The sequence below is a fragment of the Streptomyces sp. NPDC006743 genome, from assembly GCF_040703815.1.
Taxonomy (GTDB): Bacteria; Actinomycetota; Actinomycetes; order Streptomycetales; family Streptomycetaceae; genus Streptomyces.
Map to the genome: position 1 here is coordinate 117,155 of NZ_JBEYJA010000006.1, position 12,723 is coordinate 129,877.

The following is a 12,723-nucleotide window of genomic DNA, read 5'->3' on the forward strand; positions in this document are numbered from 1 at the left end:
CACGCCCGGCCCGCGGCCGCCCCCGCCCCGCCCCACCGCGGCCCGGCCGCAGTCCCCGCACCGGCGGCGACGACATACGAAACGTCACGGAAACACACCCGTACGCGACCGGAAACGCACAGCGGTGACCCTCTGACGAGCCCCCGCCCGCGTTGGAGACGCCATGACCGCAGTGACCACCGTGAACCTGGCCGCCCCCCGCATCGACACCGGCGACACCGCCTGGCTGCTGGCAGCCACCGCCCTGGTCCTCCTCATGACCCCGGGCCTGGCCCTCTTCTACGGCGGCATGGTGCGCACCAAGAGCGTGCTCAACATGCTGATGATGAGCTTCGTGTCGATCGCCCTGGTCACCGTGGTCTGGCTGGTCTGCGGCTACTCCCTGGCCTTCGGCGGCGACACGGCCGGCGGTCTGATCGGCGGTCTGCGCGAGGCCGGCCTCGCGGGCATCGGCCCGGCCGACGTCCACGGCACCGTCCCCACGCTCCTGTTCGCCACCTTCCAGCTCACCTTCGCGATCATCACGGCCGCGCTGATCAGCGGTGCGGTCGCCGACCGCACGAAGTTCGGTGCCTGGCTGGTCCTGGTGCCGGTGTGGACGCTGCTCGTATACGTTCCCGTCACGCACTGGGTGTGGGGCCCGGGCGGCTGGATCGGGCAGGGCCTGGGCGCGCTCGACTTCGCCGGCGGCCTCCCCGTCGAGATCACCTCCGGCGCCTCCGGACTCGCGCTCTGCCTGGTCCTCGGCCCGCGCCTCGGCTTCAAGAAGGACGCGATGCGCCCGCACAACCTGCCCATGGTGATGCTGGGCGCCGGTCTGCTCTGGTTCGGCTGGTTCGGGTTCAACGCGGGATCCGCGATGGGCGCCGACGGCCTGGCGGCGGCCGCCTTCCTCAACACCCTCGCCGCCGGCTGCACCGGCCTGCTCGGCTGGCTGCTGGTGGAGAACAAGCGCGACGGGCACCCCACCACCCTGGGCGCCGCCTCCGGCGCGGTCGCGGGCCTGGTCGCGATCACCCCGTCCTGCGGCACGGTCTCCCTGCCCGGCGCCCTGGCCGTCGGCCTCGCCGCGGGCTGCCTGTGCTCGTACGCGGTGAGCTGGAAGTTCAGGCTGAACTACGACGACTCCCTGGACGTCGTCGGCGTCCACCTGGTGGGCGGCGTCGTCGGCACCCTGCTCATCGGCCTGTTCGCTCGCAAGGCGATGACCGGCGGCACGGACGGGCTGCTGTACGGCGGCGGGTTCGCCCCGCTGGGCAGGCAGGCGCTGGCGGTGGCGGCCGTGGCGGCGTACGCCTTCGCGATGACGTACGGCCTGGGCAAGGTGCTCGACAAGGTCCTCGGCCTGCGGGCGAGCGAGGAGCAGGAGCACACCGGTCTCGACCTCACGGTGCACGCCGAGACGGCCTACGATCACGGGGTCCTCGGGCACGGCGCCCCCGTCGGCGCGTCCCCCGTCCCCTCCTTCGCCCGGAAGGCCGGCCACCAGGCATGAAGCTCATCACCGCGATCGTCAAGCCGTACCGCCTCGACGAGGTCAAGACCGCGCTCCAGGAGATGGGCGTGCACGGGCTGACCGTGACCGAGGCCAGCGGCTACGGCCGTCAGCGCGGCCACACGGAGGTGTACCGGGGCGCCGAGTACCGCGTCGACCTCGTGCCGAAGGTCCGTATCGAGGTGGTCGTCGAGGACGCCGACGCGGAAGCGGTCCTCGACGCCGTGGTCCGCGCCGCGCGGACCGGGAAGATCGGCGACGGCAAGGTGTGGGCCGTGCCCGTGGAGACGGTCGTGCGCGTCCGGACCGGCGAACGCGGCCCGGACGCGCTCTGAGCCCTCGCGGGCCCGTACGGCCCTCCCGGCGGCGGGGCGGCCTACTCGGCGGGCCCCGCGGGCCGGGTCAGGCGTACGGTGCCGTCGGGTCCCGCCAGCAGCACCGGCGTCCCGGCCCCGCCCAGGTCGCCCACGGCGGACAGGTCCTCGGGTGCCAGCCCCTCCGCCTCGCTGACGACGGCCGCCGCCTCCAGCGACGTCGCCCCGGACGCCACCGCCATCGCCACCGCCGTCTGCAGGGCGCTCAGCTTCAGCGAGGCGAGGTGCACCGAACCGGCGGCGTAGGTCCGGCCCGTCTCGTCCCGTACCGCCGCGCCCTCCGGCACGCCGTTGCGGGCCCGTACCGAACGGGCCAGGGTGACGATCTTGCGGTCCTCGGCGTCAAGCGCGTTGCTGTCGGTCATGATCCGAGCATACGGAGCCGCACCGGCGCCCGGGTATCCGGAGCCGCACCGGCGGCCGCACGGCCCGGCCCGCCACGGGACCCCTGGCGCGCCACGGGACACTCACCCGCCACCGGGTACATCGCCCCGCCCGGACTCCTCACCCCGCCACCGGGTACATCGCCCCGCGCCGCCCTTCCGGCGAGGCCAGCCACTCCAGTTTCGACGCCGTGTTCGCCTCGTCCAGCGGGGTGTGCAGCACCACCGTCAGGTCCGGGCGGGCCGGCACCTTCATCGCCGTCGACTCCACGCACAGCAGACCCACCAGCGGATGCTCCAGCTCCTTGCGGACCTGCCCCGGCTCCTCGATGTCCCGTTCCTCCCACAGCGCCGTGAACTCCTCGCTGGCCCGCGAGACCCGGTCCAGGACCGCCTGGTACCCCTCGTCACCGGGACGGGCGGCGCACGCGGCGCGGAACTGGGCGACGACGGTGCGCGCGTTGCGCTCCCAGCTCTGCGAACGGGAGCGGTACAGCGGGTCGGTGAAGAAGTCGACCAGGCAGTTCTGCGTGATGTCCGGGCGCATGCCCAGCACCACCGCGGCGGCGTCGTTGTACATCACGCAGTTGTAGTACAGGTCCATGATGTGCGCCGGGTACGGCATCCAGGTGTCGATCAGCCGCCGCAGTCCGTCGCACATGTCCCGCTTCCCGGGCGCCACTTCGGGCGCGGGCGGGTTCAGCCCGGCGAGCAGGTACAGGTGCCGGCGCTCGGCGTTGCTCAGCCGCAGCACCCGCGCCACCGCGTCCAGGACCTGCGGGGAGACGGAGATGTCCCGGCCCTGCTCCAGCCACTGGTACCAGGAGGCGCCCACCCCGGCGAGCACGGCGACCTCCTCGCGCCGCAGCCCGGGTGTGCGCCGCCGGGCGCCGCCGTCCGGCAGCCCCGCCTCGGCCGGTGACACCCTCGCCCGCCTGCTCATCAGGAACTCGCGCAGCTCACGCCGCCGCTGACTCTTGAACACGTCCGTGTCGGGCACGTACCGATCCCCCTCGTGCTGTCTGGTGGTGCCACCACCACCATAAGTGGCGACTCCCCACGGGTATTCCAGCCGCACCATGCTCTTGCCCATGGCGATCGACACCACCACGGCCACCTCATCCACGGCCCCCTCACCCACGACCACCCCGTCCACGACCGCGTCCCCCGCTCCCGCCGCCCCCGGGTCCGGCGGGACGGCGTCCGGCGCCCCCCGGCTGTCGACGCGTGACAAGCTGGTCCTCTTCGTCCTGTGCGCGGCCCAGTTCATGGTCGCCCTGGACTTCTCCGTCCTGAACGTGGCCCTGCCGGACCTGGGCGCCGACCTCGGCATGAGCCGGTCCGCGCTCCAGTGGGCGGTCACCGCGTTCGCGCTCCCCTCGGGCGGCTTCCTGCTGCTGTTCGGCCGGGCCGGCGACCTGTTCGGCCGGCGCAGGCTGTTCCTGACCGGGCTGGCCGTGTTCGGCGCCTCCTCGCTGCTGGCCACCCTCGCCTGGGACCCGGCCTCCTTCCTGGCCGGACGGGCGCTGCAGGGCCTGGGCGCGGCGGCGATCGTGCCGACCGGCATGTCCCTGCTGACCACCACCTTCCCCGAGGGCCCGGCCCGCGACCGCGCCCTCGGCATCTCCGGCACCCTGCTGTCGCTGGGCTTCACCGTCGGCATGGTCGCCGGCGGAGTCCTCACCGACGCGTTCGGCTGGCGCTCCACGATGGCGCTGCTCACCGTGTTCGCGCTGATCGTGCTGCCGCTGGCCCCCGGCCTGCTGCCCGAGTCCCGCACCCCCGACCGTCCGCGCCTGGACGTACCCGGAGCGGTCACCGTCACCACCGGCCTGCTCGCGCTGATCTACGCCCTGTCCACCGCCGCCGACCACGGCTTCGGCCGTGCCGACGTCCTGGTGACGCTGATCGCGGGCCTCGCCCTGCTGACCGCGTTCGTGGTCGTGGAGTCCCGTTCGGCCGCCCCGCTGGTCTCGCTGCCCATGCTGCGCCGCCGCACGGTGGCCTGGGGCAACGTCGGCGGCCTGGTCACCTTCTCGATGATGTCGACGGTCGTCTTCGTCCTGACCCTGTACCTCCAGGAGATCCTGCACCTGTCGGCCTTCGAGACCGGCCTGGTCTTCGGGGCGCAAGGAGTGCTGTCGGCGGTCGCCGGCACGTACGCCGCCAGGGTCATCGGCCGCTTCGGCGCCCGCCGCACCCTGGCCGGCTCGCTGGCCGGGCAGGGCGCGCTGATCGCCGCGCTGCTCGGACTGGGCACCGGCTCCTGGTCGGTGTGGCTGGCCACGGCCGCCGTCTCGCTGGCCAGCATGTGCCACCTGGGCGCGATCGTCTCCTACGGCCTGACCGTCACCTCGGGCGTCCCCGACGAGGAGCAGGGCCTGGCCACCGGCCTGGTCACCTCCACCCAGCAGGTCGGCATCACCGTCGGCATCCCGCTGCTGGGCGTGCTGGCCACCACCTCCGACGACCTGCTCGCCGGTGTCCACACGGTGCTCGCCCTGGACGCGGCGATCGTGCTGGCGGCGGCGGTGCTGGTCGGCCTGGGCCTGCGCGGCCGGAGGACCGCGCGGGGCCAGGCGGCCTGAGCGGCCGCGCGGCTCCCGGCCGCCCCGGAGGTCTCAGGGGCGGTCGAGGCGGAGCCGCTCGGCCCGCGGCAGCCCGGCCACCACCAGGTCGTAGGAGTCCTCGACCAGCTCCCGGACCAGCCGGTCCGGGAGCTCGCCGTCGGCCGTGACCGTGTTCCAGTGCCGCTTGTTCATGTGCCAGCCGGGCACGATCAGCCCCGGGTGCTCGCCGCGCAGCCGCACCGCGTCCTCCGGGTCGCACTTGAGGTTGACGGTCAGGGGCCGCGCGTCCAGCGCCGTCAGCGCGAACAGCTTGCCCCGCACCTTGAAGACGGAGGTCTCCGGGTTGAAGGGGAAGTCCTCCACGGCCGCGTTGAACGACAGGCACAGGGCGCGCAGCTCCTGGGGCGTCACTCGGGCTTCTCCGCGTCCGCGGGCGGCTCCACCGGCTCCGCCAGCACCGTCACGATCTTGTTCCGGCGGCCCGCGGCGGACTCCGCGGTCAGCCGCAGCGCCCGCCCGTCGGGCAGGTCCACGACCGCCGACGCCCCGGCGATCGGGACCCGGCCGAGCGCCTTGGCGAGCAGCCCGCCGACCGTCTCCACGTCCTCGTCGTCGTACTCCTCCAGGCCGTACAGCTCGCCCAGGTCGGTGATGTCGAGGCGGGCGGTGACCCGGTGGCGGCCCGCGCCCAGGTCCTCCACCGGCGGCAGCTCACGGTCGTACTCGTCGGTGATCTCGCCGACGATCTCCTCCAGGATGTCCTCGATGGTGACGATCCCGGCCGTGCCGCCGTACTCGTCGATGACGACGGCGACGTGGTTGCGCTCCTTCTGCATCTCGCGCAGCAGGTCACCGGCGTTCTTCGTGTCCGGCACGAAGACGGCCGGGCGCATCGCCGTGGACACCAGGTCGTTCTCCGCGTCCCGGCTGATGTGCGTGCGGCGCACCAGGTCCTTCAGGTACACGATGCCGACGACGTCGTCCTCGCTCTCGCCCGTGACCGGGATCCGCGAGAAACCGGAGCGCAGCGCGAGCGTGAGGGCCTGGCGGATGGTCTTGTACCGCTCGATGACGACGAGGTCGGTGCGCGGCACCATGACCTCCCGCACCAGGGTGTCGCCGAGTTCGAAGACCGAGTGCACCATCCGGCGCTCCTCGTCCTCGATCAGCGACTCCTGCTCGGCCAGGTCCACCAGCGCCCGCAGCTCGGCCTCCGAGGCGAACGGGCCGCGCCGGAACCCCTTGCCCGGGGTGAGCGCGTTGCCGATGAGGATCAGCAGCGACGGGACCGGGCCCATGATCCGCGCGAGCGGCACCAGCACGTACGCCGCCACGGTCGCCGTGTTCAGCGGATGCTGGCGGCCGATGGTGCGCGGGGACACCCCGACGGCGACGTAGGACACCAGGACCATGACCGCGATCGCGACCACCAGCGCCTCGCCGGTGCCGGAGAACGCCTCCAGACAGGCGTAGGTGACCAGCGAGGCCGCCGCCATCTCGCAGGCGACACGCACCAGCAGGGCCACGTTCAGGTAGCGGGTCGGGTCGGCGGCGACCTGGGCCAGCTTGGCGCCGCCCCGGCGGCCGGACTTCACGGCCTCCTCGGCACGGAAGCTGGAGACACGCGCGAGGCCCGCCTCCGCGCAGGCGGCGAGCCAGGCGACGACGACCAGGGCGACCGCCCCGACGACGATCTGTGGACTCATCGGCGGTTACGAGACCGTCGGCGCCGGGGAGGGGCCCTCAAGGCCCCGCTCACCGCGCCAGCCGTCCACGATCGCCGCCTGGAGACCGAACATCTCGGCCTTCTCGTCCGGCTCCTCGTGGTCGTAGCCGAGCAGGTGCAGCACGCCGTGGACGGTGAGCAGCTGCAGCTCCTCGTCCATGGAGTGCCGCGTCTCGGCCTCGGCGCCCTGCTTGGCGGCGACCTCCGGGCACAGCACGATGTCGCCGAGCAGACCCTGCGGGGGCTCGTCGTCGTCCTTGCCCGGCGGACGCAGTTCGTCCATCGGGAAGGACATGACATCCGTCGGCCCCGGCAGGTCCATCCACTGGATGTGCAGCTGCTCCATGGCGTCGGCGTCCACGACGATCACCGAGAGCTCGGAGAGCGGGTGGATGCGCATCCGCGCGAGCGCGTAGCGGGCGATGTCGAGGATCGCCTGCTCGTCGACCTCGGTTCCGGACTCGTTGTTGACGTCGATCGACATGGTCGTGCTGGTCTACTTCCCCTTGTGCCCGTGCCCGTGACCGGCGGCCCTGGCTCGGCCGCCCTTGGGCACGCCGCCGTTCTCGGTGCCGTGCTGGCTGTCGTACTTCTCGTACGCGTCGACGATACGGCCCACCAGCTTGTGCCGTACGACGTCCTGCGAGGAGAGCCGGGAGAAGTGGACGTCCTCGACGCCCTCCAGGATCTCCTGCACCTGCCGCAGACCGGATTTCGTGCCGCTGGGCAGGTCCACCTGGGTGACGTCACCCGTGATGACGATCTTCGAGTCGAAGCCGAGCCGGGTGAGGAACATCTTCATCTGCTCGGGGCTGGTGTTCTGCGCCTCGTCCAGGATGATGAACGCGTCATTGAGCGTACGGCCACGCATGTACGCCAGCGGCGCGACCTCGATCGTCCCCGCGGCCATCAGCCGGGGGATCGAGTCCGGGTCGAGCATGTCGTGCAGCGCGTCGTACAGCGGGCGCAGGTAGGGGTCGATCTTCTCGTACAGCGTGCCCGGCAGGAAGCCGAGGCGCTCGCCGGCCTCGACCGCGGGGCGGGTCAGGATGATGCGGTTGACCTGCTTGGACTGCAGGGCCTGCACCGCCTTGGCCATGGCCAGGTACGTCTTGCCGGTACCGGCGGGGCCGATGCCGAAGACGACCGTGTGCTTGTCGATCGCGTCGACGTACCGCTTCTGGTTGAGCGTCTTGGGGCGGATGGTGCGGCCGCGCGAGGACAGGATGTTCTGCGTCAGCACCTCGGCAGGGGTCTCCTGGCCGTCGCTCTCCCCGTTCTCGCTCGCCTTGAGCATGGCGATCGAGCGTTCCACTGCGTCCTCCGTCATCGGCTGCCCGGTGCGGAGCACCAGCATCATCTCGTCGAACACGCGCTGTATCAGGGCGACGTCCGACGGGGCGCCGACCGCGCTGATCTCGTTGCCCCGGACATGGATGTCGGCCCCCGGGAAGGCCTTCTCGATCACGCGCAGGAGGGAGTCGCCGGAACCCAGCACGGTCACCATGGGGTGCTGGGCGGGGACGGTGAACTGTGCTCTCGCCTGCCCCTGCGCGGGGGTGTTGGCTGCGGGTGTCTGAGTCATGGGCCGGCGCTCGACGCCTGCGATTCCTCCTCGTCACGGCCGCACAGCTGAGGGCGGCCTCGCGCTTCCCAGGGTACGACGGCGCGGTGACAACGCCGTAGGGCTTTTCGGTGCCGCCCCGCCCCGGGCGGCCCCCGGCGGGCGGCGCCTGCTCAGTCCACGCCCCGGATCCGGCTCACCAGCACCGCCCCCGCCAGCCCGATCACCGCCGCGGTCAGGTGGAGCACGCGGTAGCCGCCGAGGTACGTCACGATCGGCGCCGCCAGCGCCGGGGCCGCGACCTGGGGCAGGGCGTTGGCGACGTTGATCACGCCGAGGTCCTTGCCGCGGTCCAGGGCCGTGGGCAGGACGTCGGTCATCAGCGCGAAGTCGACCGAGGTGAAGACGCCGAAGCCCACGCCGAGGACGGCCGCCGCGACGATCGCGCCCGGCCAGGTCTGCCAGGCGGACAGGGCGGCCGTGGCCACCGCCATCAGGACGCCGGACCAGAGCACGAAGGGCTTGCGGCGGCCCACCCGGTCCGACCACACCCCGCCTGCCACCACGGTGGCCAGCAGGGTCAGCCCGTTCACCGCCGTCAGGACGAGCACGCCCCGCTCGGGATCGGCGTACCGGACCCGGTCGCGCAGGTAGTAGAGGAGGTAGAGCAGGACGAGGGAGTTGCTGAGGTTGATCAGGAAGCGGGTCAGCCAGGCCCAGGCGAGGTCGGGGTGGCGGCGCGGGCTGAGCAGGAAACCGCCCAGGAAGCCGCGCCAGGACCAGGGCGGCCGGTCAGCCGGTGCCAGCCGCAGGTCCCTGTGGAGGAGGACGTACGGCAGGACGCCCGCCAGCGTGAACACCGCGCAGGCCGCGTACCCGGCGCCGGTGCCGCCCGCCACCGTCGCCAGGCCCGTCCCGCCGACCACGCCGAGGATCTGCGCCGCGCCCAGCGAGCCCCCCACCGAGCCGCGCTGCGCGCGCGGCACCCGGTCCGGCACCGCCGCCGTCACCGCCGCGAAGGCCGCGTTCAGCGTCAGCTGCACCAGGCACCAGCCGGCCGCCATGACCGCGACCGAGCCCGCGCCCGCGAGCAGCAGCAGCGACAGCGCGCCGCCCGCGGCCCCGGCCACGATCCAGGGGGTGCGGCGGCCCGTGCGGGCCGTCGTACGGTCCGACAGGGCGCCGAAGAGCGGGTTCGCCACCAGCGACACCACCGCGCCCGCGCCGGTCACCCAGGCCAGCAGGGTCTCCTTGGACAGGCCGGTGCCGGGGGCGAAGTCCTTGGCCTGGGAGGCGAGCAGGATCTGCAACGGCCCGTACCAGCCCACCCAGATCGCCCCGTTGGCCAGCGAGAGCGCGCTGGTCCACCCCCGCCCGACCGGCTCGACCGGCTCCCCGAGCGGATCCGGCCCACCGCCCGCGCCACCGCCGCCACCCGCTCCCGGCCCGGCGCCTGTCCCCGGCCCGCCGGGTGCGGCCGGACCCGGTGCCTTCGCGGGGCGCTCGGGCCGGGTCATCTCTGGGCCCGGAGCACGTCCCGGAACCAGGCGTACGACGCCTTGGGGGTGCGCCGCCGGGTCTCGTGGTCGACGTGGACCAGGCCGAAGCGGCGGGCGTAGCCCTCGGCCCACTCCCAGTTGTCCAGCAGGGACCAGACGAAGTAGCCCCGGACGTCCACGCCCGCCGTGATCGCGCGGTGCAGGGCGCGCAGGTGGCCGTCGAGGTAGGCGATGCGCTCCTGGTCGTCCAGGCCGTCGTAGGAGCAGCCGTTCTCGGTGATGACGACCGGCGGGAGGCGGTCGCCGTAGCGGGAGCGGAAGCCGGTCAGCAGTTCCGTCAGGCCCTCGGGGACGACGGGCCAGCCGAAGTCGGTGAGGGGACGGCCCTCGATCTGCCTTACCGAGAAGGGCAGTTCGGCGGGGAGCGTGATCCCGCCGAACTCCGCGTCGCCGCCCTGCGGGGCGCCCACCCGGGCCGGGGCGTAGTAGTTGATGCCGTACCAGTCCAGCGGCTGGGCGATCACTTCGAGGTCGGCCTCGACGTCCTCGGGGGAGCCCGGCATCAGCTCGCCGACGCCCTCCGGATAGCGGCCCAGCAGCAGGGGTTCGGCGAACAGGCGGTTGAGCAGCGTGTCGTAGAGGTCGGCCGCCTCCACGTCCGCCGCCTCCCGGGAGGCGGGCCAGGTGGGGCTGTGGGAGTTGGCGATGCCGATGTCCGTGGCCCCGGCCGCGCGCAGCGCCTGGACGGCGAGGCCGTGGGCGAGGAGCTGGTGGTGGGCGACGGGCAGCGCGTCGAACAGGAGCCGCTTGCCGGGGGCGTGCACGCCCAGCGCGTGGCCCAGCAGGGTGTGCTCGGCGGGCTCGTTGAGGGTGATCCACTTCGTGACGCGGTCGCCCAGCCGCTCCGCCACCACCGCCACGTAGTCCGCGAACTCCGCCGCCGTCTCCCGCCGGAGCCAGTCGAGGCGGGCCGGCAGGTCCCAGTGGAAGAGGGTGGGCACCGGACGCACCCCGGCCGCGCACAGGTCGTCGACGAGCCGGTCGTAGAAGTCGAGGCCGCCGGGGGAGTTCACCCGGGGCCAGGAGACGGAGAAGCGGTAGGCGTCCACGCCGAGCCCGGTCAGCAGGGCGACGTCCTCGGCGTGGCGGTGGACGTGGTCGCAGGCCACCGCCGCCGTGGAGCCGTCCTTGATCCGGCCGGGCTCGGCGGTGAACGTGTCCCACACGGACGCCTCGCGCACGTCCGCCGCGCCCTCGATCTGGTGCGCCGAGGTGGACACGCCCCACAGGAAGCCGTCCGGGAACCGGGGGACCGCCCCGGCTGAAGTGCCTGTGGTGCCTGTGTCAGTCGCCATGCGCGGATCATCCGTACCGGCGGTAACAGAAGTCAACGGCCGTGCAGGGAAAGGGGTTTGAGGATCAGGTGCGCCCCTGCCGCGCTCCCTCGGTCACGCCCCCTCCGGCACGTCCTCTTGGTCCTCTTCGGCGCCCTCGGCTAGGCGCCCTCCTTGAGCACCCTGGAGATCAGTGCGCGCTCGTCCTCGCTCAGCCGGGGGTCGGCGGTGTGGACCGTCCGGCCGTCGACGGTGATCTCGTACTGGAAGCCGTCGGGAACCCCGGCGGGCGGCGTGTCCCGCCCGGAGGCGAGTGCCTTCTCGGCCAGGGCGTGCCACTCGGGGGCATCGGGCCGCCCCGAGGTGTCCACCTCGGCCCGCCGCTCGATGCCCGCGAACCCGCCCGTGCGCCGTACCTGAATACGCATGGGACGTGTCTAGTACGGAATCAGCGTGTCCGCACCTTCACCTGTTCCCAGGCCTTCTGCACGGCCTGGAGCGCGTCGCCCGCGCCGTACCGCTCCCGGGCGGCCTGGACGGTGAGGGTGGCGAAGTCCGCGAAGTCCGCGTCCTCCTTGAGCTTGCCGCCGGTCAGCACGTCGTACCAGATCTGCCCGGCCTTCTCCCAGGCGTGGCCGCCGATCGCGGTGGCGACCAGGTAGAAGGCGTGGTTGGGGATGCCGGAGTTGATGTGCACGCCGCCGTTGTCGCTGCCGGTGTGCACGTAGTCGTCCATGGTGGCGGGCTGCGGGTCCTTGCCGAGCACGTCGTCGTCGTAGGCGGTGCCGGGGGCCTTCATGGAGCGCAGCGCGGTGCCGGTGACGCGCGGGGCGAGCAGCCCGGCGCCGATCAGCCAGTCGGCCTCGCCCGCGCTCTGGCCGAGCGTGTACTGCTTGATCAGCGAGCCGAAGACGTCGGAGACCGACTCGTTGAGCGCGCCGGACTGGCCGAAGTAGGCGAGGTTGGCGGTGTGCTGGGTGACGCCGTGGGTCAGCTCGTGGCCGATGACGTCGACCGGGAGGGTGAAGTCGAGGAAGACCTCGCCGTCCCCGTCGCCGAACACCATCTGCTCGCCGTTCCAGAAGGCGTTGTTGTACTTCTCGTCGTAGTGCACGGTCGCGTCCAGCGGGAGGCCGCTGCCGTCGATGGAGTCGCGGCCGTACGCCTTCAGGTACAGCTCGAAGGTGGCGCCGAGGCCGGAGTAGGCGCGGTTGACCGTGGCGTCCTTGCCGGGCTGCTGGCCCTCGCTGCGGACCTTGGTGCCGGGCAGGTCGGTGCCGTGGCGGGCGTCGTAGATCGTGCGGTGCGGCTGCTCGGCCTGCTTGCCGGCGGGCGGGGCGACGGCGGGCGCGCCGACGACGGTGGTCAGCCGCCTGCGGGTGCGCTCCATGGCGTCGCGCTGCAGGCTGCGGCGGGCCGGACCGGACAGGGCGGGGTCCTCGTTCCGCGCGAGGCGGTCCAGGACGTGGGGCGGCACGATGGTGCAGAAGACGGGCTCGGAGCCCCCGTGGGTCGTCATACGTCGACCATCGCACTGCGTGACGTCAAAGTCACTACCTGCAACCTTGATTGGTGAAATATCGGGGCAAGGAGTTCGTGTCGTGGTCGCGAAGGGTAAGGGTGGCTGCGTGGAGTGACGTGGCGCACTCTTTGCCCTTTTCGCCCCATTTCGGGCTCCGCGTTTCGCATACTGGACCGGGCCCGCGCGTCCGGCGCGGCTCGGCTAGGCTGCACAGCACCATGCGTTTCGGGCTGCTTCTCCTTAGCTGCCGCGGCGA

Annotated in this window: 13 protein-coding genes; 3 read left to right on the top strand and 10 right to left on the bottom strand. The window is 72.7% G+C overall.

Annotation, left to right across the window (positions count from 1 at the left end):
- Positions 1 to 163: 163 nt before the first annotated feature.
- Together ABZ719_RS07810 and ABZ719_RS07815 are read left to right on the top strand one after the other, a co-directional pair.
- A complete protein-coding gene (locus tag ABZ719_RS07810) occupies positions 164 to 1,495 on the top strand; it encodes an ammonium transporter (protein WP_366724314.1) in 1,332 nt (443 codons plus the stop codon).
- A complete protein-coding gene (locus ABZ719_RS07815; protein WP_366724315.1) occupies positions 1,492 to 1,830 on the top strand; it encodes a P-II family nitrogen regulator in 339 nt (112 codons plus the stop codon). The genes ABZ719_RS07810 and ABZ719_RS07815 overlap by 4 nt, the downstream gene beginning before the upstream one ends.
- Positions 1,831 to 1,871: 41 nt before the next feature.
- On the opposite strand, the gene ABZ719_RS07820 is transcribed toward ABZ719_RS07815, so the two are convergent.
- Together ABZ719_RS07820 and ABZ719_RS07825 are read right to left on the bottom strand one after the other, a co-directional pair.
- The gene (locus ABZ719_RS07820; protein ID WP_366724316.1) at positions 1,872 to 2,234 is read right to left on the bottom strand and encodes a cytidine deaminase; all 363 of its coding nucleotides are present in this window, start codon (positions 2,232 to 2,234) and stop codon (positions 1,872 to 1,874) included.
- A 139-nt stretch (positions 2,235 to 2,373) separates the two neighbouring features.
- Complete coding sequence (locus ABZ719_RS07825; RefSeq protein WP_366724416.1) at positions 2,374 to 3,195, bottom strand: helix-turn-helix transcriptional regulator; 822 nt, start codon at positions 3,193 to 3,195, stop codon at positions 2,374 to 2,376.
- A gap of 148 nt (positions 3,196 to 3,343) precedes the next feature.
- Here ABZ719_RS07825 and ABZ719_RS07830 point away from each other — a divergent pair, with 148 nt between their 5' ends.
- Complete coding sequence (locus ABZ719_RS07830; protein ID WP_366724317.1) at positions 3,344 to 4,840, top strand: MFS transporter; 1,497 nt, start codon at positions 3,344 to 3,346, stop codon at positions 4,838 to 4,840.
- 33 nt (positions 4,841 to 4,873) lie between these two features.
- Here ABZ719_RS07830 and ABZ719_RS07835 read toward each other — a convergent pair whose 3' ends face one another.
- The 8 genes from ABZ719_RS07835 to ABZ719_RS07870 all read right to left on the bottom strand — a co-directional run bounded on the left by ABZ719_RS07835 (position 4,874) and on the right by ABZ719_RS07870 (position 12,464).
- Positions 4,874 to 5,233, bottom strand: coding sequence for an MmcQ/YjbR family DNA-binding protein (locus ABZ719_RS07835; protein WP_037854337.1), 360 nt, complete (start codon positions 5,231 to 5,233; stop codon positions 4,874 to 4,876).
- Positions 5,230 to 6,528, bottom strand: coding sequence for a hemolysin family protein (locus tag ABZ719_RS07840; RefSeq protein WP_366724318.1), 1,299 nt, complete (start codon positions 6,526 to 6,528; stop codon positions 5,230 to 5,232). The genes ABZ719_RS07835 and ABZ719_RS07840 overlap by 4 nt, the downstream gene beginning before the upstream one ends.
- A gap of 6 nt (positions 6,529 to 6,534) precedes the next feature.
- Positions 6,535 to 7,032, bottom strand: coding sequence for an rRNA maturation RNase YbeY (ybeY, locus tag ABZ719_RS07845; protein ID WP_366724319.1), 498 nt, complete (start codon positions 7,030 to 7,032; stop codon positions 6,535 to 6,537).
- Between the two features lie 12 nt (positions 7,033 to 7,044).
- Positions 7,045 to 8,133: a PhoH family protein gene (locus ABZ719_RS07850; RefSeq protein WP_366724320.1), complete on the bottom strand. Its 1,089-nt coding sequence runs from the start codon at positions 8,131 to 8,133 to the stop codon at positions 7,045 to 7,047.
- Between the two features lie 152 nt (positions 8,134 to 8,285).
- Positions 8,286 to 9,629, bottom strand: coding sequence for an MFS transporter (locus ABZ719_RS07855; RefSeq protein WP_366724321.1), 1,344 nt, complete (start codon positions 9,627 to 9,629; stop codon positions 8,286 to 8,288).
- A complete protein-coding gene (locus tag ABZ719_RS07860; protein WP_366724322.1) occupies positions 9,626 to 10,966 on the bottom strand; it encodes a GH1 family beta-glucosidase in 1,341 nt (446 codons plus the stop codon). The genes ABZ719_RS07855 and ABZ719_RS07860 overlap by 4 nt, the downstream gene beginning before the upstream one ends.
- A gap of 140 nt (positions 10,967 to 11,106) precedes the next feature.
- Positions 11,107 to 11,373 carry a protealysin inhibitor emfourin gene (locus ABZ719_RS07865; protein ID WP_366724323.1) on the bottom strand — a complete coding sequence of 89 codons (267 nt, stop codon included), beginning with the start codon at positions 11,371 to 11,373 and terminating at the stop codon, positions 11,107 to 11,109.
- A gap of 20 nt (positions 11,374 to 11,393) precedes the next feature.
- On the bottom strand, positions 11,394 to 12,464 hold the full coding sequence (locus tag ABZ719_RS07870; protein ID WP_366724324.1) for a M4 family metallopeptidase: 1,071 nt from the start codon (positions 12,462 to 12,464) through the stop codon (positions 11,394 to 11,396).
- Positions 12,465 to 12,723: the final 259 nt, after the last annotated feature.

Bases quoted from the DNA above. Each gene is read 5' to 3' on its own strand.
- ABZ719_RS07810 (WP_366724314.1), top strand. From the start codon at position 164: ATGACCGCAGTGACCACCGTGAACCTGGCCGCCCCCCGCATCGACACC.
- ABZ719_RS07815 (WP_366724315.1), top strand. From the start codon at position 1,492: ATGAAGCTCATCACCGCGATCGTCAAGCCGTACCGCCTCGACGAGGTC.
- ABZ719_RS07820 (WP_366724316.1), bottom strand. From the start codon at position 2,234: ATGACCGACAGCAACGCGCTTGACGCCGAGGACCGCAAGATCGTCACC.
- ABZ719_RS07825 (WP_366724416.1), bottom strand. From the start codon at position 3,195: ATGAGCAGGCGGGCGAGGGTGTCACCGGCCGAGGCGGGGCTGCCGGAC.
- ABZ719_RS07830 (WP_366724317.1), top strand. From the start codon at position 3,344: ATGGCGATCGACACCACCACGGCCACCTCATCCACGGCCCCCTCACCC.
- ABZ719_RS07840 (WP_366724318.1), bottom strand. From the start codon at position 6,528: ATGAGTCCACAGATCGTCGTCGGGGCGGTCGCCCTGGTCGTCGTCGCC.
- ybeY (WP_366724319.1), bottom strand. From the start codon at position 7,032: ATGTCGATCGACGTCAACAACGAGTCCGGAACCGAGGTCGACGAGCAG.
- ABZ719_RS07850 (WP_366724320.1), bottom strand. From the start codon at position 8,133: ATGACTCAGACACCCGCAGCCAACACCCCCGCGCAGGGGCAGGCGAGA.
- ABZ719_RS07855 (WP_366724321.1), bottom strand. From the start codon at position 9,629: ATGACCCGGCCCGAGCGCCCCGCGAAGGCACCGGGTCCGGCCGCACCC.
- ABZ719_RS07860 (WP_366724322.1), bottom strand. From the start codon at position 10,966: ATGGCGACTGACACAGGCACCACAGGCACTTCAGCCGGGGCGGTCCCC.
- ABZ719_RS07865 (WP_366724323.1), bottom strand. From the start codon at position 11,373: ATGCGTATTCAGGTACGGCGCACGGGCGGGTTCGCGGGCATCGAGCGG.
- ABZ719_RS07870 (WP_366724324.1), bottom strand. From the start codon at position 12,464: ATGACGACCCACGGGGGCTCCGAGCCCGTCTTCTGCACCATCGTGCCG.